The organism is Caldivirga sp. (assembly GCF_023256255.1).
In the GTDB taxonomy this organism is placed as follows: domain Archaea; phylum Thermoproteota; class Thermoprotei; order Thermoproteales; family Thermocladiaceae; genus Caldivirga.
In genome coordinates this window covers 1-20,997 of sequence record NZ_JAGDXD010000019.1, presented here as the reverse complement: position 1 = coordinate 20,997, position 20,997 = coordinate 1, and the positions used below count along the sequence as shown (strand labels likewise).

20 protein-coding genes and 1 pseudogene are annotated in these 20,997 nt (G+C 43.3%); 10 read left to right on the top strand and 11 right to left on the bottom strand.

Going from position 1 to position 20,997, the window contains the following annotated elements; genetic code table 11:
- The first annotated feature begins 314 nt into the window (after positions 1-314).
- Entirely contained in the window at positions 315-1,790 is a 1,476-nt protein-coding gene (locus tag Q0C29_RS02950; RefSeq protein ID WP_291999171.1) for a sulfatase, read from the top strand.
- A gap of 150 nt (positions 1,791-1,940) precedes the next feature.
- On the opposite strand, the gene Q0C29_RS02945 is transcribed toward Q0C29_RS02950, so the two are convergent.
- From Q0C29_RS02945 to Q0C29_RS02925, 5 genes are all read right to left on the bottom strand, one after another.
- Positions 1,941-2,978, bottom strand: a complete 1,038-nt coding sequence (locus Q0C29_RS02945; RefSeq protein WP_291999170.1) for an aldo/keto reductase — start codon at positions 2,976-2,978, stop codon at positions 1,941-1,943.
- Between the two features lie 56 nt (positions 2,979-3,034).
- Positions 3,035-3,487: a 30S ribosomal protein S15 gene (locus Q0C29_RS02940; protein ID WP_291999169.1), complete on the bottom strand. Its 453-nt coding sequence runs from the start codon at positions 3,485-3,487 to the stop codon at positions 3,035-3,037.
- A 116-nt stretch (positions 3,488-3,603) separates the two neighbouring features.
- On the bottom strand, positions 3,604-4,044 hold the full coding sequence (locus Q0C29_RS02935) for a CBS domain-containing protein (RefSeq protein WP_291999168.1): 441 nt from the start codon (positions 4,042-4,044) through the stop codon (positions 3,604-3,606).
- A 79-nt stretch (positions 4,045-4,123) separates the two neighbouring features.
- Positions 4,124-5,266, bottom strand: coding sequence for a PhoH family protein (locus Q0C29_RS02930; protein ID WP_291999167.1), 1,143 nt, complete (start codon positions 5,264-5,266; stop codon positions 4,124-4,126).
- A 108-nt stretch (positions 5,267-5,374) separates the two neighbouring features.
- Positions 5,375-6,382, bottom strand: a complete 1,008-nt coding sequence (locus tag Q0C29_RS02925; protein WP_291999166.1) for a phosphate uptake regulator PhoU — start codon at positions 6,380-6,382, stop codon at positions 5,375-5,377.
- Between the two features lie 160 nt (positions 6,383-6,542).
- Here Q0C29_RS02925 and Q0C29_RS02920 point away from each other — a divergent pair, with 160 nt between their 5' ends.
- The 3 genes from Q0C29_RS02920 (at position 6,543) to Q0C29_RS02910 (ending at position 8,368) form a co-directional block, all read left to right on the top strand.
- On the top strand, positions 6,543-6,761 hold the full coding sequence (locus Q0C29_RS02920) for a 30S ribosomal protein S27ae (protein ID WP_291999165.1): 219 nt from the start codon (positions 6,543-6,545) through the stop codon (positions 6,759-6,761).
- A gap of 114 nt (positions 6,762-6,875) precedes the next feature.
- Complete coding sequence (kae1, locus tag Q0C29_RS02915; protein ID WP_291999164.1) at positions 6,876-7,871, top strand: KEOPS complex N(6)-L-threonylcarbamoyladenine synthase Kae1; 996 nt, start codon at positions 6,876-6,878, stop codon at positions 7,869-7,871.
- An 86-nt stretch (positions 7,872-7,957) separates the two neighbouring features.
- Positions 7,958-8,368 (top strand): translation initiation factor IF-2 subunit beta, encoded by a 411-nt coding sequence (locus Q0C29_RS02910; RefSeq protein ID WP_291999163.1) that lies wholly within the window; start codon positions 7,958-7,960, stop codon positions 8,366-8,368.
- A gap of 33 nt (positions 8,369-8,401) precedes the next feature.
- On the opposite strand, the gene Q0C29_RS02905 is transcribed toward Q0C29_RS02910, so the two are convergent.
- Genes Q0C29_RS02905 through Q0C29_RS02895 form a run of 3 tightly spaced genes read right to left on the bottom strand, consistent with a single transcriptional unit; the run spans position 8,402 to position 11,387 of the window.
- On the bottom strand, positions 8,402-8,833 hold the full coding sequence (locus Q0C29_RS02905; RefSeq protein ID WP_291999162.1) for a metal-dependent transcriptional regulator: 432 nt from the start codon (positions 8,831-8,833) through the stop codon (positions 8,402-8,404).
- A 52-nt stretch (positions 8,834-8,885) separates the two neighbouring features.
- Positions 8,886-10,256, bottom strand: coding sequence for a pyruvate kinase (gene pyk, locus Q0C29_RS02900; protein WP_291999161.1), 1,371 nt, complete (start codon positions 10,254-10,256; stop codon positions 8,886-8,888).
- Positions 10,257-10,301: 45 nt separating this feature from the next.
- Positions 10,302-11,387 carry a galactokinase family protein gene (locus tag Q0C29_RS02895; protein WP_291999160.1) on the bottom strand — a complete coding sequence of 362 codons (1,086 nt, stop codon included), beginning with the start codon at positions 11,385-11,387 and terminating at the stop codon, positions 10,302-10,304.
- Positions 11,388-11,425: 38 nt separating this feature from the next.
- Between Q0C29_RS02895 and galT the strand changes: the two genes are divergently transcribed.
- Together galT and Q0C29_RS02885 are read left to right on the top strand one after the other, a co-directional pair.
- Entirely contained in the window at positions 11,426-12,409 is a 984-nt protein-coding gene (gene galT, locus Q0C29_RS02890; protein ID WP_291999159.1) for a galactose-1-phosphate uridylyltransferase, read from the top strand.
- A gap of 36 nt (positions 12,410-12,445) precedes the next feature.
- Positions 12,446-13,060, top strand: coding sequence for a methyltransferase (locus Q0C29_RS02885; protein ID WP_291999158.1), 615 nt, complete (start codon positions 12,446-12,448; stop codon positions 13,058-13,060).
- A gap of 35 nt (positions 13,061-13,095) precedes the next feature.
- Here Q0C29_RS02885 and Q0C29_RS02880 read toward each other — a convergent pair whose 3' ends face one another.
- Positions 13,096-13,329 carry a hypothetical protein gene (locus Q0C29_RS02880; RefSeq protein ID WP_291999157.1) on the bottom strand — a complete coding sequence of 78 codons (234 nt, stop codon included), beginning with the start codon at positions 13,327-13,329 and terminating at the stop codon, positions 13,096-13,098.
- A gap of 425 nt (positions 13,330-13,754) precedes the next feature.
- Between Q0C29_RS02880 and Q0C29_RS02875 the strand changes: the two genes are divergently transcribed.
- On the top strand, positions 13,755-14,675 hold the full coding sequence (locus Q0C29_RS02875; protein WP_291999156.1) for a respiratory nitrate reductase subunit gamma: 921 nt from the start codon (positions 13,755-13,757) through the stop codon (positions 14,673-14,675).
- Positions 14,665-16,260, top strand: coding sequence for a (Fe-S)-binding protein (locus Q0C29_RS02870; protein WP_291999155.1), 1,596 nt, complete (start codon positions 14,665-14,667; stop codon positions 16,258-16,260). Before Q0C29_RS02875 ends, Q0C29_RS02870 begins: the two co-directional genes overlap by 11 nt.
- A 3-nt stretch (positions 16,261-16,263) precedes the next feature.
- Here Q0C29_RS02870 and Q0C29_RS02865 read toward each other — a convergent pair whose 3' ends face one another.
- Both Q0C29_RS02865 and Q0C29_RS02860 read right to left on the bottom strand, forming a co-directional pair.
- Positions 16,264-16,752 (bottom strand): hypothetical protein, encoded by a 489-nt coding sequence (locus tag Q0C29_RS02865; RefSeq protein ID WP_291999154.1) that lies wholly within the window; start codon positions 16,750-16,752, stop codon positions 16,264-16,266.
- A gap of 181 nt (positions 16,753-16,933) precedes the next feature.
- A complete protein-coding gene (locus Q0C29_RS02860) occupies positions 16,934-17,944 on the bottom strand; it encodes a winged helix-turn-helix transcriptional regulator (protein ID WP_291999153.1) in 1,011 nt (336 codons plus the stop codon).
- A 241-nt stretch (positions 17,945-18,185) separates the two neighbouring features.
- Here Q0C29_RS02860 and Q0C29_RS02855 point away from each other — a divergent pair, with 241 nt between their 5' ends.
- Together Q0C29_RS02855 and Q0C29_RS02850 are read left to right on the top strand one after the other, a co-directional pair.
- Positions 18,186-20,387 (top strand): ABC transporter substrate-binding protein, encoded by a 2,202-nt coding sequence (locus Q0C29_RS02855; protein ID WP_291999152.1) that lies wholly within the window; start codon positions 18,186-18,188, stop codon positions 20,385-20,387.
- 129 nt (positions 20,388-20,516) lie between these two features.
- Positions 20,517-20,997 (top strand): annotated as a pseudogene (locus tag Q0C29_RS02850) (ABC transporter permease); the annotation flags it as partial.

The window sequence follows — 20,997 nt, the reverse complement described above, 5'->3', positions numbered from 1 at the left end:
TAGCAGGAATAGTGGTGATTGTAATAGTGGTGGCTGCAGTAGCAGCAATAATAGCGTTGAGGAGGAAATGAGTTGATGCGTGCTTAGTTTAGATTTTAAAATTAATATTATTTTTCAGTATATGGGAATTGATTTTCCCCCAAGTTAATGGTTTTCATTTGTTTTTAACTGACAGAACTTGATTTATATGAATAAAGCCTCATGCTTAACTATAAGTGGTAATAAAATGGGAATGCTGAGGTAGGTAGTTAAATAAGGTTGGATTAACGTGTCCTGGCGGTTATGCTTTAATATCTCATTATTAGTGGTTTATTATGCTTAAGCCGCTTAACTTTATTATTATTGTTTCGGATACTTTCCGTCTTGATTTAATAACTGGTTTTAGGGTTAGGGGCAGGGTTGTTAGGGTTCCATTCATTAGCCACCTAGCCTCAGGTGGTGTTTTCTTCACTAGGGCTTACACTGCCTCATTTCCAACAGTGCCTAATAGGCATGATTTACTAACTGGTAAATTCACATTCACATACCATGATTGGGCTCCATTACCTCCTGGTGAGGTTACGTTACCAGTGATGCTTAGGGGTGCTGGGTATGTTAGCGTTTTGATTGCTGATACTCCTCATATTCTTAAGGATGGGTTTAACTATGATAGGGGTTTTGATGCTTGGGTTTGGGTTAGGGGTCAGGAGAATGATAGGTTTAGGATTGTTAAGGATGTTAAATTACCGTGTAGTCCAAGTAAGCTTAGGGATGTTGAAACAACCCTTAGGCATATTGTGAATAATGCCGGTAGGATTCATGAGGAGGATTGGATACCTGCCAAGACGATTATAGAGGCTTCACATTGGCTTGAGGAGAACTACAACCTGGGTAAACCATTCCTACTCCACGTAGACCTCTTTGATCCTCATGAACCATGGGATCCACCTAGATGGCTTATTGATAGGCTTGACCCAGGTTACAGTGGTGAGGAGGTTATTTATCCAGCCTACGGTCCCTCAGACTACTTAACTATTGATGAGGTTGAGCATGTTAGGGCACTTTACGCGGCTGAGGCCCTGCTTGTTGATAAGTGGGTTAGTAGGCTTCTGGAGAAGGTTGATGAACTAGGCCTACTTGATAACACAGTCATAGTGTTCACTTCAGATCATGGATTCTACCTTGGTGAGCATGGCTTAATCGGTAAGTCGGTAATAATGGGTGAGCACCATGGGTACGCACCATTATACGAGGAGGTTGCCCACATCCCCCTAATTGTAAGGTTCCCAGACTCAATGGGGATTAGGAGCATTGAGTTTAATGGGCTTGTTCAACCACCAGACATAACCGCAACAATACTTAACCTGGCTGGCGTTGATTACGTTAAGTATGGTGTTCAGGGAAAACCACTGCTACCCTACATTACCGGTGAGGTTAAGGAGCCTATTAGGGGTATTGCGGTCACAAGCCCACCCATAATACATGGTACTGCAGGTGGTTTGAGGCCTACTGTAACGGCAGATGAGTGGAGTTTAATAATGGCCTTTGAGGATTCCCAAGGGCTTGAGGGGGTTACGTACACTATGATTGTTGATGGTAAGCCAAGGGTGCTTAAACCATTCGGTAGGATTGAGACCGAATTATACAACCTGGTTAAAGACCCTAAACAAGGCGTTAACATTGCCTCAGGGAACTGGCAAATAATTGAGGAGCTACACGGTAAATTCATAAAACTACTAAGGGAATTAGGGACAAGGGAGGAACACTTGAAACCACTCCTAAAATTAAAGAAACCATCAACTAAAAATTAAGCGCTAGTAAACTCACCCTAACAAATACATGCTTGATTACTAACTTATTTAACATATATGGCAAGATCCTCAATATCCGTACGGTATTATATTTGTTTAAGATTGCTTAAGTAGTTTAAACTTAGGGACCTTATTCTTAACTATAGCTGATTATTGGGAGGTCCCAGTCTTATAAATATCCTCAAGTCTCTTCATTACATCATCATTTATCTTAACGTTTAGGCTTTCTAAGTCCTCTTCAAGCTGTTTAACACTTGTTGCGCCTATTATGGGTATTATCGTTACTCCAAGGTTCTCACTTCTCTTAAGCATCCATGCTAATGCTAACTGAGAATCACTTACGCCTAATTCCTTAGCTACCTCATGGAATTCCATGAGTATTTTAAGGTTCCTATCAGTGAAGTACCTGCGTCTCATACCTTCTATGTAATCCGCCCTAGACATTTCAGGTATTCTCCAGGTCTTCTTCTCGAAGTCAACGTACTTGCCTGTTAATACTCCCTGAGCTAAAGGTATGTAGGCTAGTATTGCCATGCCGTACCTCTTGGCCACAGGTATCTTATCGTTCTCAATCCACCTTTCAATGTAGTTGTACGGCTCCTGCATTGTCACGAAGGGTTCCATGTTCCTTCTTTCAGCTAGTTCCATGAATTCTACTATGTCGTGGGCTGGGTGATTGCTTTCACCAATGTAGTTGACTAAACCATCCTCAACAAGGTAGTTAAGAGTCCTAAGAGTCTCAATCTTAGGAGTATCAGGATCGGGGGCATGTATTTGATATAGGTCAACGTACTCTAAGCCAAGTCTCCTTAATGATTCCTTAATCTGCCACCTAATGTGCTTCCTAGACAACCCCTCACCATTAGGCCAAGGAGCCATTCTAAACCTTACCTTTGTTGCTATAACCAGTGATTCCCTATCATAACCCTTAAGCACATTACCCAATATTCTCTCAGCATTACCGGCGTGAATGTAATCTGGCCCAGACATCGTACCGTGGTATACGTTGGCTGTGTCTATGAAGTTGATTCCTAAGTCAATAGCCCTCTTAATTATCCTAGTAGTCTCCTCCTCATCAACCTTATAGACACCATACTCATCCTTAACCCTAGAAGGGGGGAGATGCCACATGCCAAGGCATATTTGTGAAACCTTAACCCCAGACCAACCAAGCTTAACATACTGCATAATACGGTTGGTCTCTAACCCTTTTAACTGTTACTGATCATTCTATTCCATTACCGTTAAGTCGCCATGGCGAATCTCTCTGGGCTGTAGGTGAAGTTTGCTGGGAGTACGCCAGTCCTCTTATAGTACTTAACTAACCTGTGTATCTTAGATTCAGTTAACATTAAGCCTTTCTTAGCTGACATATCCTTAGGATGCTCCTCAAGGTGCCTTCTAATGTTTACAGCCCTTCTAATCAACGCCATTAAGTCCTCCGGTATCTGAGGCTTAAGCCCATTCTCCTCAAGTATCTCAGTAATCCTTTTATTTGTAACAACCTTAACCAGTGGTATACCATACTGATCCCTCAGTATAATGCCTATTAATGATGGTGTAAACCCCCTCCTGGCTAATTCAACCACAAGCCTCTCCACATCTTCAGGGCTATAGCTTAACCACGGTGGTATTGTCTTAGTAGCTGGCCTGACTGATCCACTACTACCACGCTTATGCCTAGACCTATGCGGCACGCCTAGTCTTAATCCCTTAGTTTTATAAACTTTAAGCTGGGTTAAGCTTCACTTAACAGCTTTAAAGAGGGGCACTTACCTTTTAAGTTTAAGACACTAAAATACTGCGGATTTAACTAGTCAGTATGGGGTATTGGCTGTTCCTCAACCGAACTTACGGAGCTATGTTCCGCAAGAATTCTTAATCTCACAGGCTCAGCAACTACATCCCTTACTGATAATACACCAATTGGGTTACCTACCTCATCTACAACTACCAGGTGCCTTATGTTGAACCTATGCATTAACTCAGCGGCTTCATATAATGTTGAGTCAGGGTTTATTGTGACGACATTTCTCGTAGTTATTCTCTCCACTGGTTCACTTAAATTCACTCCATCAGCCACCGCCCTCATTATATCCCGTTCACTGACCACGCCAATCATCTTACCACCGTTAGTCACTACCAATAGGCCTACTTTGTCATTAGTCATTACCTTAGCGGCATCCCTTATGGGTGTAGATGCATCAACAAATATTAATCCTCTCCTCATTAACTGATTCACCTTCACTGGCATTGGGAAGCCTAGAGCGTAAGGTAAATAAACTTTTTTAACTGCAGAATATTTATACGACAATAGGCGAATTTTAAGACAATTACTGTGACTCCGACGGCTGCTCCTCCTCAATTGCCCTAACACCAATGTTAAGTAGCCTCTTGAAGACTCTATCAAGTAGCCTAATGTAGGTTCCCCTGGGCCCAACGAAGGCCCCCATTTCCCTCCTTAAGGTTACTTGTAGTTCAGGTCCAGCGAAATCAACGTCAACAATGTGTTTAGTTATCCAACTCATTGGGTGTATTGTTCTGATCCACTGCTTGAAGTCAAGGCTCATTTCAACAGTTCTTATTAACTTAAAGCCTGAATCATTCTCAATAGCCTTAATCCTCTCACCACCCTTACCCACAACCCTACCTAGGTAACCCTCCTTAGCTACTATTAAGGCATCTGGAACATTCTCAGACTTTATGTCTAAACTCTCCTTAATATCCCTGAAACCCACCACGGTAACTACGTCTGCGTCTGGGGCATGAACCCTTATAACGTCTATTAGCTTCTTTTCATCATCATTAAGGCCCCTTCTCCTCAGCCTAAGCTCAAACATTAGCTTAAGACCCCTCTTAGCACCAGGTCTAATTATGTCCTTTAAACCAAGGTCGACAACCATGGCGTTCTCCTCATTAAGCAGGACCTCCCTCATTAATGTTGCTCCATCCTTCTCGATACCTAATGGTCTCTGCAGTATTGGGTCACCGGCAATAATTAACTTAGCGTTCCTACCCATCCTCATAAGAACCTCCGCGGCGTTCTCAGGGGGAGCGTGCTGTGCATCATCCAACAGTATCACTGACTCATCGAAGGTCCTACCCCTCAGATAATTAACGTCTGTTACAATTACTTTACCATCCCTAAGCATCTTCTCCATATCATCCCTAGGCACCATGTCGCCTAATATGTCGTATAGGTATTGCCCAGCAACCCTATAGTACAAGTCACCCAACTCCTCAGGGGACTCAAGCCTACCACTGGTTATGTCTATTAGAGGCCTAGCTATTATGAGCCTCTTAAACCGACCACTTAATACAGCTGAGATACCGTAAATCACAGTTATGAAGCTTTTACCTGTTCCAGTTGGACCAAAGGCTCCAATAACCTCATTACTATCATCCTTAAGTACATTAATTAACCTCTCCTGTCCTGTGGTAAGCGGCTTAACATTGTCAAATAGGCTAGACATCATTAACCTTACTTCGCCTTCCTTTTAAACTTTATAAGCCCAATAGCAATAGAGGAATCATTAACATGAGGACGCTGTGTAAGTATTGATGCAGTTTATTAAAGGCATGGTTCACAGGTATGTGTCAAGCGTTATCTCAGCAATATCATATGCATAGGCTGCTAACCTACCTATTGACTCAATCACTAGGTTTAATGGCCCAGTTATACTGTAGGCCTTAAGCGCATTATTAACCTCAACCCTCCTTTGGGCAATGCTATTCCTCATATCCAACACGGTCTGCGCCTTATCAACATCCCTACTTAAGAATGAGGATACTGCGGATTTATGAAGGTTATTAACCTCATCACCAAGAACCAGTATTAAGTCAGCCACGTTCTCATTAATTGAACCAACCTCAAGCATCCATTGGGCAATCCTCCAGGAATGGTCACCTGACCTCTCAAGGGACTTAGAGACCAGTAGGCAGGATAAGAGCTCAGGCCTATCATCAATTTCAACGCTCTTAACGCTTATTAAACCGTTTATAGTCATGTTTATTAACCTATGTATAAGCATGTAGTTTCTGTCAACATCATAATCCCTATCCATGACATCCCTAGCCACGCTGAGTCTTTCCTCAGGATCCATTTTAATTAGACTTAAGGCATCCTTAAACATTCCTGACACAACATTACTCATCCTGGCTATGAAGCTCTTAATAGGCATGCTACTTGTAGGGGATAGTACAGTTACCTTGACTTCACCATCACCGTAACTTATGGTCTCAACCATGGGCACGCGGACGCTGATCTCCCTAGTGACCTCGTCGATTAACTCCCTATCAATACTACCCATGAAAGTAACCCTAATGATTTGCGCACCCTTAATAAAGGCGCTTATGACTCTCCTAATCACTGAATCAGAACCCTCACCCGGCTTAACCTCAATAACCCTCTGGGTTTCGACCTCATGAACCATTAACGCAGGCAGCATTGCAATCTCATAACCCCTAAACTCCAGGTAGACTGGGCTACCGGCGTTAATCCCAAGCACCTCAGCCCACCTCTTAGGTATAGTTACGGCTAAGGAGGACTTACCGGCAACTTGAATCTTCCTAACCTCAATGGGGTTCTTCACGTGGACACTGCCTTAGTTAAGCCTAATAAAGGTTGTTCCTTACCCGTTACTTTAAGGGTTAGGTTTAATGAACATGATGGAGGCTGCGGCTTTAGGTAATGCTCATTAAGACGGTAAGTGAATTGATTAAGCAGCTATTTTTAAAAAGGGAACCAGCCGCATGTTAAATATGAGTAAGGCTGTTAAGGCAAGGGCACACACGTGGTACACTATAGATATGGAGAAGGGCGTGTTCAGGTTTAATAAGAGGCTATGCCCCAGGTGTGGTTCAGTAATGGCTTACCATAAGGAACCAGTACCCAGGTGGCACTGTGGTAAATGCGGCTACACCATATTTGAAAGCCAAGCCCCAAGGCAGAGGGTAAGTAGAGGTAGGTGAATTCAAGAAGCGCCAGCAGCATCCTCATCCCTAGGGAAAACACCCCTTACTAATAAAAAGGCAGTAGACGCATGCCTAATAAGTTTTAAATACAACTAAGACGCCTAAGACCTAATGATAATTCTTGGTATTGAGTCAACAGCCCACACTATAGGGGTGGGGATTGTTAGCGAGAATGGTGTATTGGCTAATGAGAATGAAACCTACACTCCACCCCAGGGTTTAGGTATTCACCCTAGGGAGGCTGCGGATCACCATGCCGTGAAGGCGCCATACCTGATTAAGAGGGCTTTAGATAAGGCTGGTGTTAGGTTAAGTGACATCGATGCAGTAGCCTTCTCCCAAGGACCCGGCTTAGGACCCGCCTTAAGGGTTGGGGCTACTGTAGCCAGGTTCATAGCCATTAAGTACAGTAAACCCCTTGTGCCTGTTCACCATGGAGTAGCTCACATTGAGATAGCTAAAATGACCACAGGCGCTAAGGATCCACTAGTGCTCCTAGTCTCCGGTGGGCATACTATGGTAACCGCCTACTCGGGTGGTAGGTATAGGGTTTTTGGTGAGACTATGGACATATCAGTAGGTAATTGCCTAGACATGTTTGCAAGGTTCCTCGGCTTACCTAACCCTGGTGTACCACACCTTGAGGAGTGCGCCAGTAGGGGTAAGGTGATGTTAGAGTTACCTTACACTGTTAAAGGGCAGGACATGTCCTTCGCAGGCTTATACACCGCGGCAGTTAAGCTAGTTAAGGAGGGGAAGAGGACTGAGGACGTTTGCTTATCCATAGTTAACACGGCTTACTACATGTTAGCTGAGGTTACTGAAAGGGCATTAGCATTATTGGGTAAGAGGGAGATTGTACTTGCTGGTGGTGTAGCTAGGAGTCACATACTGAGAAGCATAATGGAGATTGTTGCGTCAGAGTACGCAGCAACACTGCATGTCGTCCCCCCTGAGTACGCTGGCGATAATGGCGCCATGATTGCTTGGACTGGTTTACTAGCCTATAGAAGCGGCGTGAGTATCAGTATTGAGGATAGTGTAATCAGGCAAAGGTGGAGAATTGATGAGGTTTCAATACCTTGGATTAAGTACAGTAATTCCTAGCCTCTTCCTCCCAATTAAGGTACTTAAGTGCTATAAGAATGTAGGATCCCTATACACTTATAAGTAGGGTACTGTAGGGTTGGTTAATGTCGGTGGATCCACTTTACCTTAAGCTGCTTGAGAGGGCTTACAAGATAGTGACGCCTAAGGTTGAGAGGAGGAGGGAGATACCTAAACTTAGTGTTGAGATTGAGCCTAGGAGGACTATTATTAGGAATTTCAAGGATATAGCAGATAGGTTAAACAGGGATGTTACACATATGGCGAGGTTCTTCATTAAGGAACTGGCTGTACCAGGTAATGTTGACCCTAATGGATCCCTAGTAATCTACGCTGAACGCACGCCAAGAACCCTTGAGGCAGTTTACGATAGGTACATTAAACTTTACGTAACCTGCCCAGTCTGCGGTTCCATAGACACGTACCTTGTTAAAGAAGATAGGATATACGTATTAGTTTGCACTGCCTGTGGAGCCAGAACGCCTAGAAGGGCTTAGGCGCTCTTGTTGGATTCTTAAGGTTAGCTTTAATTAATGGGCACTTGCCGCTCTTGGGGCCGTGTCTTCGAAGGTTATGGGTTTACCATGTGGGCAGGAGCTTGGTTTACCCATGTTTTCGTAAAGCTTCTTAAGAACCTCAATGGGCATTGTGGTCTCCATTTTCGATGCAAGTCTACAAGCCTCCTCAACACTGAAGCCTAGGCTGACAAGCCAGGTTTCAATTATCCTATGGCTATTATCAACCAACTCAAGCAGCATCTTACCATCGCTCGTTAAGCAAACTCCCTCATGGCTTTTAGTAACGAAGCCCTTTGAGACTAAGTGGGTAATCTCCTCGTATACACTTGAGGCTGACCTGCCTAGCTTTCTGGATAATGAGGTTATTGATATTGGTGAACCCTCATTATTGATGGCTCTCAGGTACTCAAGCTCCTTTACTGTTACTTCCCCTAAATCAACCATAGGTTAAACTTAGTGGAGGTATTTAAATAACTTAAGTCTTTCTAGTAATGAACTAAGCCCTAATCAGCTTAATCACATGCTCATACTCACTTACCCCTGGCCTGAGACCGTAGGTTAATATTACTAGGTCACCGTGCTTGATTAAACCATCCTTAATGTATGTGTTTAAAGTATCCACCATACCCTTATCGTAGTCTTGGTCATTAATGACCCTGGCCTCAACACCCCAGAGTAGCTTAAGCCTACGGAACACTACCTCACTTGGGGTACCAGCCAGTATCTGCACCTTAGGCCTATACCTGGAGAGCCTAATGGCTGTTAAGCCGCTCTTAGTGAAAACCACTATCTTTGCACCTATATTATCAGCCAACTCAGCCACCCCTAGCGCAAACTTCATTCTCTCATCAAATGCTGTAGAATCAGCCCTAAAGCCGGGGGTTACTTGGTTCTCATAATTATTAACTATCCTCCTAAGCCATTCAACAGCCTCAACTGGGTAATTACCCATTGTAGTCTCATCAGTTAGGAGCAGTGAATCAACACCCTGAAGTACACTGGTCATGACGTCAACCACCTCCGCCCTAGTGGGTACTGGGTTATTGACCATTGATTCAAGAAGCTGAGTGGCCACCATAACTGGCTTACCGCAGGAGTGAGCCGCAGCAATGATCTTCTCCTGGATCTTAGGAACCTCCTCCAGGTTGAATACCATTCCTAAGTCACCCCTAGCCACCATGATGTAGTCCGCGTCGCATGCCACATCCCTTATGCTCCTAACTGCGCTTGCCGTCTCAACCTTGACGACGATTGTTGGTGAGTAGTTGAGGCTCCTTAAGTACTCCCTTGCATTCTCAATATCCTCAACGCTCCTAACGTGGCTTAACCCAAGGTACTCCAGGTTATACTTGGCAGCAACCTTAATAGCTTCCTTATCCCTATCACCCAGTATTGGGAGTGGGTAATCCTTATTCATTATTGTTATTGACTTATGAGTCTTAATTATACCGTTCGTTAAGGCCACTACATTAATCTCATTATTACCTTTACTAGTTACCTCAAGCTTTATCCTACCATCATCCATTATTATTACGTCGCCCTTATCGACAATGTCGAAGAATTCCTTAACTGGCACTGGTACGTAACCCTTACCCTCACTAGATAGCTTAAAGGTTAATGAATCACCCTTACTGAAGGGTAAGTCAACCATTTCACCAGTCCTTACCCCTGGCCCCGGTAAATCACCGAGTATAGGAATGCTTGGGTTAATTCTCCTAATTAACTCAATTCTACTTACCCAAGTGTCCAAGTCTCCGTGGGAGAAGTTTACCCTGGCTCCATCAATTAGCTTAATCAGTTTTTCAGCAACTTCAGTCTTCTCCGATGAAGGCCCAATTGTCGCCACTATCTTAACTTTACCAGCCATACGGCACCTTGCCTTAACCCCCTTTTTAAATAAATCACATTAACGCTAAGACACACCCTGATCAATCGACACAACCCAACCCCTCCACTTACCTTTAATTGAATCAAGAATCCTAGCAGCCTCCTCCCTGCTTTCAGCTAAGGCTACTATTGAACCACCCATGCCTGCTCCACTTATCTTAGACCCCAGTGCTCCATTAGAGTCAAGAGCCTTCTTAATCTCCTCAAGCTCCGGTATACTGACTTCATATAGGTCTCTCAGTAACCTATGCTGCTCATTCATGATCTCACCCAGTACTTTCCTATCCGGCTTACTCTTCCTTAACTCCACTATAGCCCTCTTGGTTGACTCATTCATGAGTATTGTGAACTCCAGCCTCTTCCTATGGACTTCACTCAGCGTGCTTAAGTAATCCTTAGCGACTGAGGCTAACCAACCCCAGTCAACTTCATCAAGTGGTTTATTTAATTTATCCCAGTGATCCCTCGGTATTGATTCCTTAAGCATACTGAGCGCCTCCCTAAGTTCCCTCTGCCTAACCGTATGCACGTTCATTGTACTGTGCCTAACCCCAGAGTCAACTACTATGAAGTCAAGATCCTTAACACCCAGTTCCTCAACCCTATAGGGTGCTCTAGCCTCCAGTATTATTAAGCCCCCGTATGATGAGGAGTATTGGTCAAGCCTACCACAGGGTATACCCATTATGTTGTGTTCAGCCTCATAGGCTAACTCAGCAATGTCCCTCTTAGATAAGCCTAGGCCATAAGCCTTATTAAACCAATTAACCACTGAGACCAGTAATGCGGCGCTGCTAGCTAACCCTGAACCCACGGGTACATTGCTTCTTATCGTTAATTCCGCTCCACCTATGAAGTAACCGTGCATTGATAATGCCTTCAATGCAGCCAGTACGTAACTACTCCATTGACCAACCTTTAATTCATCAGTAACCTTCAACTCGGCTTCCTCATTCATGTTTATTGACTTAACCTTAATAACATCACCCATCTTCAACTCCCCCTCGACGACTGTCCTTAAGTCAACTGCAGCTGGAACAACAGGTAACCCCTTGTAATCCTGATGCGTGTTAAACAGGTCCACTCTACCTGGGGCTGATGAAACTATCATTGATAATGCATTTAACCAGTCTTAATAAGCACTAACCCATGGCAATGGAGCTTAGGTACAACCCATTAATAGGGGAGTGGATAATGGTGTCAAGCGTGAGGGAGGCTAGACCATGGCAGCCGAGTGACCGTTGCCCATTTGATGAGGGTAATGAGGAGACTGGGACAGGTTGGCGCTTCCTAATACTACCCAATAGATTCCCCATGCTCTCACCCAATGCTCCTAAGGCGCGTAGTGTTGATGACTTTAAGGCTAGGCGTTCCCTAGGTTACTGCATGGTTATTGTTGAGTCACCTAAGCATGACCTTAAGGACCTTCATGAAATACCACTCGATGACCTAGCCTTAGTGATGAAGGGTGTTAGGGATGAGATGATTAAGCTTGAGGGTTCAGGTTTCGTTAAGTATATTTACTTCTTCAGGAATAAGGGTAAGGAGATAGGTGTATCCTTAACCCACCCACATAGTCAAATGTACGCGTTACCCTACGTACCCCTGAGGATTAGGCTTGAGTTAAGGAATATGAGGAGGCACATGAAGAGGACCGGTAAGTGCTTACTATGCAGTATACTTGATGAGGAGGTTAAACTTGGGGAGAGAGTTATCTACACTAATGGTGACTTCTACATTGTGAAGCCCTACTACTCCATGTGGCCCTATGAGGTTCATGTAATACCTAGGAGGCACGTGCAGAAGATGACTCAGTTAACTGATGATGAGCTAGTTAAGCTCACTGATGCGCTTAGAGTAACCACGGCAATGCTTGACAATGTACTGGGTAGGGACATGCCCTACATAATGGCTTTCCACCAGGGTCCAGTTAAGAATGATGATTCATACCACATGCACGTTGAATTCTACCCAATGCTCAGGGATGCTAATAAGCTTAAGTATGCTGCTGGCGTTGAATGGGGATTATGGACCTTCACCTACGATTCATTGCCTGAGGATAAGGCTAGGGAATTGAAGGAGACTTGCCGTAAAGTCACCCCCATCCTTAATCCACAGGGCAACTGTACTTAAGTACACAGTTTTAATTGTTTAATGCAGTAAATGCTGATGCTTAAGGGGAAGAAGGAGCTTGAGTCCATTATACAGGACATAGGGGGATACAGTAAGCCTAAGCTTAAGCTGGAGCAGTACGTTACTGATGCGGATGTTGTAGCCGAGGTGGTTTGGTTAGCTTACCTTAAGGGGGATGTGGCTGGAAATAGGATTATTGACCCAGTCTGTGGTACAGGTAGATTCTCAGCAGCAGGTGCATTACTTGGTTCAATACAAGTCATATGCTCGGACATTGATGAAGATGCGGTGAGGGATGCTTACAAATACTTAAGCAGGTTAGGCTTACTTAACGTAGTTGACTTAATAGTCATGGATTTCACAATGCCGGCCATCGCAAGGCCATTGGATACCGTTTTCCAGAACCCACCCTTCGGCATATGGAGCCCCAGGGGTATTGATGTTAAGTTACTGTTGAATTCGTTGAAACTATCTAAAGTAACCTATAGTATACATAAGGAGGGAACAGTGGATTACGTTACTAAGGTGGTTAAGGCATTAGGTAGAAGCATTGAGGTTGCACGTGGATTTAAGTTAAGCATACCATACACGTATAGGCATCATAGGAAGCCACGGAGAATCATTGAGGTTTACGTAATTAGGGTTACGTAGAAATTGAAGACCCATAATGCTGGCCTCAGTGAAACCTAGGCCTCAAGGGAACCTTTAAGTGAAGCGATATACGAGTCGCAGTTTTTCCTATACTGGCAGAAGGAACAGGCCTGTGGGTTTTCCCCAATGAGCCTCCTCCTTAAGAAGACGCAATTCTTAACGTAGTACGTGGGGAAGCACCTCCGGCAAATAACCACATTACCCTTAATGTAGGCTACGTCACTGAAGGGAACCTCTGATCCGCATAGACTACACTTAAACAACTTCACAATAATAGCTACCCTGAAGTACCTATTAATGCTTTAACACTAAAACTCAGCCTCATTACTCCTATTCCCTCCCTATGCTTATGTAGTTTTCACCAAAGTATCTCCCCGTTTCATCAACATAACCACATGGTTTATGAGAGAGTTAATGCACATTATGATGATTCATTAACTAACTGAAGAGTTAAAATAATAGATCCGTGAGACATCTAATGAAGATTAACAGTAGCACTTAAATGGTTTATTAACCGGGTCTCCTAATAATTAAGTAAATCCTTAAACTATGGCTTATTTTCCCGTTCATTGTGAAATAATTAATAAAAGCATTTTAATGGCTGAACTTAATCCATGATCAATACAGGAGATTCGCGGCTAACGTTCATTGACTCTGACTATTTATCAGGGTGCTTAGGTCAAGGTGATTCACTGTGATTACTCAGATACTTAAATTAACATCCTACGCAGCGGTATTAATCTTCATCATAGGGATCGCATACAGGTGGTGGAAGTGGTCATCAATGCCCATTCACTTAAGGTGGGAACTTTACCCAGTACCTCATGAACCAGGGAGAGCGAAGTACGGTGGGGGTTACTTAGAGGAGGAGCTTTGGTGGACTAAGAATAGGAACACGTCAGTTATTGGGGAGCTTAAAGAACTACTCGGTGAAATGCTATTTATAAAGAGGATTTACGGCAATAATAAGAGGCTCTGGGCACTCACTTACCCATTCCACCTGGGAATATACTTAATTCTAGTTTGGTTCCTTCTAGTGCTCTTAGGGGCGGTTACTACATTGTATGCTCATGCGCTAGTTCCATCAAGTAGCACTTGGTCTATTTTCCTCTACTACGCTACAATAGTAGTAGGCGTCACTGGTGCATCACTCGCCACAGCTGGAGGCTTTGGGCTACTTATTAGGAGGCTCATAAACCCCATCCTAAGGGATTACACAACTATCCCAGACTACTTTAATCTAACCATGGTGCTTCTGGCCTTAGTAACAGGCTTAGCCTCATGGTTTAACGATCCATACTTCAACTATGCGAGGGCCTTTGCATTAAGCATTATTAATCCACTAGTAAGTCCACCCCACCTAAACCCAGTGATCCTGGTTCATGTTATTGCGCTTCAAGCACTCGTAGCCTACATACCCTTCTCAAAGATAACACACTTCATTGGTAAATACTTCACTTACCATAGGGTGCTTTGGGAAGATGAACCAGGCTCCAGTGAACTAAGCAGTAGAGTCGGGGAGTTAATGGCGCTTAAGATGCCTTGGAATGCCCCCCACATTAAGCTGGGTGAATCATGGGAGGAAAACGCAAGGGTGATCGCTAATGAAGGATGAGCGTGCGGTTAGGATAAGGGACATAAGTAAACGTGAGGGTAGGTTAATTAAGATAAGCCTAAGTGACTTAATGCCCTTACCATCACCCTACGATAAGCCTGAACTGGAACCACCCTTAACTGAACCTAAGCTTGATTGGTCAAGCAACTATGTGACTGAGCTTGACGGATACGTGGCCATTGACATACCTTGGAAACCCAGGAGCAAGGAAGAGGAGGAGAAACTGGTTAAGAGGTTCCTAGAGGGCTTAAGGAAGTTAACCTCAAGGGAGGGTAATTGGACATTCCTTCAACCTCTACTCCTCTCACTAGACTACTGCGCAAAGTGCCAAAACTGCGCTGAGGCTTGCCCAATATACGTGGCCAGTGGGAGGAAGGATATCTATAGGCCAACGTATAGGTCTGAGGTACTTAGGAGAATTTACGATAAGTACATTCTTAAGAAGCCTGGAGTTAACGTAGAGCTTAATGCACTTACAATACTTAGACTCGGTGAATTAGCCTATAGGTGTACATTATGTAGGAGATGCGTTCAAGCCTGCCCACTGGGTATTGATAATGGGTTAATAGCACATGAAATTAGGAAGCTGCTAAGCATGGAGATGGGCATAGCGCCTACTGCACTTCATGAGAGGGGTACTGTGCTTCAACTTAAGGTGGGGTCATCAACAGGCATGAATCCGAAGGCTTTCATAAACATGGTTGAGTTCATGGAGGATTTAATACGTGAGAAGCTTGGTAGGAGAATTAAGATACCTGTTGACGAGAAGGGCGCTGATGTACTTTTAATACACAATGCCGGCGAGTACATTTCATGGCCTGAGAACCCAGCTGCCTACGCAATAATACTTGAGGAGGCTGGGGTTAGTTGGACTCTTAGCAGTGAACTGGTGGGTTATGATGCGGTTAACTACGGTGTATGGTATGATGATGCTCAATTGGCGAGGATAGCCATGAAGCACATTGAGGTTGCCAGGAAGCTTGAGGTTAAGAGGATTGTAATTGGTGAATGCGGCCACGCCACTAAGGCCCTGCTCGTGGTTGCTGATAGGCTACTTAAGGATGATTACAGGATACCTAGGGAGAGTGTACTACCAATGCTTAGGGATATTGTTAAAAGCGGGAAGCTTAACCTTGACCCAGGTAGGAATAACTTCCCCGTAACCCTTCATGATCCATGCAATATAGTTAGGCTAACCGGCATAGTGGAGCCTCAGAGGGAGGTTTTGAGGAGGATTGCACCAATGTTTAGGGAAATGGAACCTCACGGCGTTTACAACTACTGCTGTGGTGGTGGCAGTGGCTTCGCCATAATGACTTCACTCAATTTCCCTGAATGGAGGATTAAAGTCGCTTCAAGAATGAAGTTTAGGCAAATCCTTGAAGCCTTCAGGGACACCATAGACCCCAGTATCCCCAAGTACGTGTGTGCACCATGCTCCAACTGCAAGGGTGAGTTAAGGGATTTACTAACCCACTATAGGGCTACTGAACTATACAATATTCACTACGGTGGTTTAGCGGAGCTGGTTGTGAACGCCATGGTTGACTTGAAGGAACCCTACGTGGACTTCACTGTTCAGTAAAATTTACTGTTCATACATGAACACCTTCCTTACCCATGGTTCACTCTTAAGGGAATCAAGAAGGTTAATCAACTCCTTACCTCTCAGCCTCAGTGTTAATTCAGGCGTTTGGGAACCATACCTATACACGTAAACTAAGCCGCTCCTAACGTAGATGATGATTGACCAAACTTGAATAATAGGTATTACTGTGGTTTGCCAATCAACCCTAGGTCTACTTAGCCTTACCACTGCTAGAATTATTACTGAAGCCGCGAAGCCACCTATTAGTACGTAGTATGGTTCATACTGGTAATGCATCGCCGCGTTCTGATACATCACTATAGCGTAGGCTATTGAACCCGCAACAAGAATCACACTAATTACTATACCTGGTATGAAGAAGTTCCTATACCACTTGTGAACACTCGTAATGTCCCTATACGCAACCCCGGATTCCGTGAAGGCAACCAGTATTCTCCTACCATTAATATCGTAAGCCTCAATTATCATAATATAAAGCCTCCAGTGCCTAATTCTAAAGCATTAAATGCCGCGGATAATAATGCCCCATTAATACCTGGTCGCATTAAGGGCGGATGAACCATTCTTCGATTTTAGGATCCCAGGATCATACTAATCCGCAGAAACTAATCCTATTAATGTTAATTTACCTTTAAGCAGCCTTATTGCCTTAGCCTGAGATTAAGGTAACCTTGTTTAAACCATCAACCTTATCCACACGCACAATACCCATATCCTTAAGTTTCATGACGTGACGCCAAAGAGTCGTCTTGGGTACATTAGTTAACTGCTGGAGTTGAGACTGGTAAAGTGAACCACCGTACTGTCTCAACGTATTAATGATTAACTTATCTACATCATCTAGGTTACGCTGCTCAAGGCCTTCAAGAGCCCTACGCCTACTCAACATTACCACTGCAGAAACCACTATCACCAGTATTACCGCCGTTATTATGTAGAGGGAACTGGAACCGTGGCTAACTGTGGATGACGTAGAGGATACGCTACTAACCGATGAAGCAGTGGGTACCGTGGATGAGACCGAGGTGGTTGATGAGACCGATTGAACGCTTGTACTGGAAGTAGTTGATGAGGTTACTGATGAAGTTCCAGTGGTTGTAGCCACTGAGGTTGATGTAGTTGATGAGACTGACGTTGAGGTGGTTGATGAAACTACACTAGTAGTACTAGTGCTAGTAGTTGAAGTTGAGGTAGTCGCCGTGGTGGTTAATAGGCTCTTGGGTACGTAAGCGTATTGAATAGTGTAATTGCCTGGAGGTAACGTTACTATTAGCGTTGACCCATTTATAATCCTATAATGAATTATGTTTATGGGTAGATCAAAGGGTATTATGAATGGTGGGAAAACTATAATAACATTCTCCATGGATGATACATTGAATGAATATAACAGGGATTTAGCGTTAAAAGTGTAATTACCATAATATATTATTGATACATTACCACCACCAAAGGCGAACACACTTAGTACATTACCTGGATACAGGCTAATTGGTATAAGTGACCCAGTTGAATCATTAATAGCCTCAATGGTATCAGGAATGGGTACTACAGGTAAACTAACGTTAATTACTGATGAATTAACAGGTAAGTAAATAGTATAATTCACTAGCGGTATTCCACCGGCCTTAAACAATATAAGCAGTATTAGTTCAATCATCAGGAGCAAAAAATCTTAACCCTTATATAGTTTTCTTATGCAATGCAACATTTAATGGACTTAACTAATTAATGAACACTATCACTAAGATAATGATAATGAATCATAATTAATGTGAAGGAACCTTATGTGGTATTAGCTTTCCGTCAAGTGTTAATACCAGTATATATTTCTGTAGATAATTAATATATTTATATCATTATGAAAAAGCTTATAAAGGAGTATAAAGACAAGGTAAAGCATGGTGTACACCTCACAGTACACAAAACTGTGGGTAATACCGGTAATTGCGGCTGCTTTAATACTGGTGTACGTTTCCCTACCGCTCTATAGTCAAGCCTCAAGTGGTTTACCACCCATGACACCCTATAATACCCTCTACTCCGCTGTGGTAGTTAGTACGCCCATGACCTCTAACTCTTCGTTTAACCCAAATATATTCACGACTTCTGGCATATGGACACATCAATATGGTTTAAATTACGCATACTTAGCGATGTATAACTTATCCAGTGGCACGTGGATTCCTGACTTAGCGTATAATTGGACTATTCAATATAATTTAACTGTAGGCAACATGAGTGGTTGGGCTAAGATAACCGTCTACCTAAGGCACTCAGGTTGGAGTAATGGGCAACCCTTCACATGTCTAGATCTGTATGCAACTAATCTAATTCAAGCCCTAATATATGATGCACTAGGTAATGTAACATGGGTTAATAACTACACGTGCATAATATGGGTACCTCCTGATGCCGTAGTTAATAGTAATGATGTAATGACATTCTACTACGTTAGTGATGGTGGATTAGGCATATTCATTAATTATGAACTCTTCAAACCATTCATAGATAACTTATCTAAGAACTGGAACATCCTCTACGCAGCTAACTTCGGATATGGTACATCACAGGAGCAGTCTGAGGGAGCTAGTTACATTCATACTGAGTTCGCCTTCCTGCATAAGTACTTCCCAACCTTCACATTCCCACCGCCTCAAAATGGTCCATTCTACGTATGCGACATAACACCCTCAGAGATAATACTATGCAAGAACCCATACTACTGGGATGCCAACAACATAAAGATCGATTACGTAGTGCTGTACCAGTACACGTCATCAACACCGCTCTTCGCAGCTTTAGAAACTGGACAACTATCTTTCTACCAGGGTAACTTACCACCATCAATTGCATCACAGGTGCTAAGAAACCCATACATGAGTTACGCCTTAACACCAGGCGCACCAGGGGATGCATTATACTTTAACTTCCTATGGCCCTACATATACTACACGCAAGTGAGGCAGGCCTTAATATATGCATTAAACCTAACCCTTGTAGCTGAGGCTGCAGGCACACCGTATGCGCCGGTTCCTGAGCCTAATAACGCCATTGTTTATCCAACCATTAATCCACATTCATTCGTGGAGATGGTTCAGTACTGGGATAAGTTGGGTTACCCACTCATAAACTATACCTATAATCCATCCATGGCGGCTAACCTGCTTGAGAGCGTGGGGTTCACTAAGAAGAATGGCATATGGTATACGCCTAATGGTACACCCTTTAAGTTAGTCATCTTGGTTGACTCAGGTACTGCATCAAACCCACAGATTATGGCTGAGTTAACAAGTGTAGCTAACCAGTGGAATGCCTTCGGTATACCTACAACTATAAGCATAGAACCAGCTACTGAATTCCCACAAATATACAGCACCATGGCTACTCAATATGCGTTAGCCTACAGGTATGGACCACCAGGATTCTCAATAATAATACCTGACTTATTCCCAGTCAACGGCTACTTTGAAGGCTATCCAATAAATGTTACTCACTGGTGGGGTGAAGTTACATTACCTAATGGGACTGTGGCATGGCTTTGGGGACCTAACTCCCAGACTAATGGAATATGCCCGCCACAGCAGGTTACCATTCAGCAGATTAAGGATTGTGTATTCATGTGGGCTTGGGAGGCTAATCATAATCCATGGTTCATAAGTCTGGACACGCCCTATGAGGAGGTATGGTATAATACAAAGTATCTACAGTTCCCACCATCAAATAGTTGGGTTTGGTCTGAGAGCCCATCCCTAGAGATCGCTGGACCAATGTGGTGGGCAATATTAACTAATGTTCAACCTAAGCCCACTGTTACTTCAACAACTACTTCAGCCACAACCACCGTTACGTCAATTACAACTACAACTTCCACTACTACGGTAGTTACATCAACTACCGTGGTCAGTGGCACTACAACTACTTACACGACAACATCCACAATACCAGTAACCACAACGGTGACCACTACTGTACCTCCAACCACTGTTGTGTCTACGGTTACAGTAACTAAGCCTGTTATCAATGTAACTTTAGTAGTCGGCATAGTAATTATAGTAATTGTTATAGCAGTGGTAGCTGCAATACTACTAAGGAGGAGGTAGTCTAAATTATGGTGTGTCTCTTTAAACTTATTTAAATTACTTTTTTTGAAGATCAATAATTAAATGCGTATGGTAATTGTATACAAATAGGAATAAAACTTATTAATGAGCTTACTAAGTATCTAAGTCATGAATACCGCCTACTTGGCCCGTAGAATTGGAACCGCAGTATTTACCTTTCTTCTAGCCTTAGTAATAAGCTACTTACTCTTCGAACTATCACCTCTAAAGCCTGTTGAGGCTATTCTCCAGTCATTTGGACTTGAAATAGTTGGAGGAGGAGCTGGGGCTGCATCTAGCCGTATAATGGTTACACCCACGTCGTCGGCAGCATTATTAACAGTCCAGGAATACAAGGAGTTAATATCATATGTTAATTCGCTTCTGCCTCATGGAAATCCATTATTAGGAGTTATTTACTACATTTGGAATGTACTGCATGGTAATATGGGCTTATCAATACTTTACGATGAACCAGTACTAAATTTAATAGTTCAGAGACTTCCTTGGACTTTGTTTATTGTTGTTTCTGCTAATATTGCTTCTTTTCTTGTTGGTGTTTATCTTGGTCAGTATATGGCTTATCATAGGGGTTCTACTGGTGATCAGG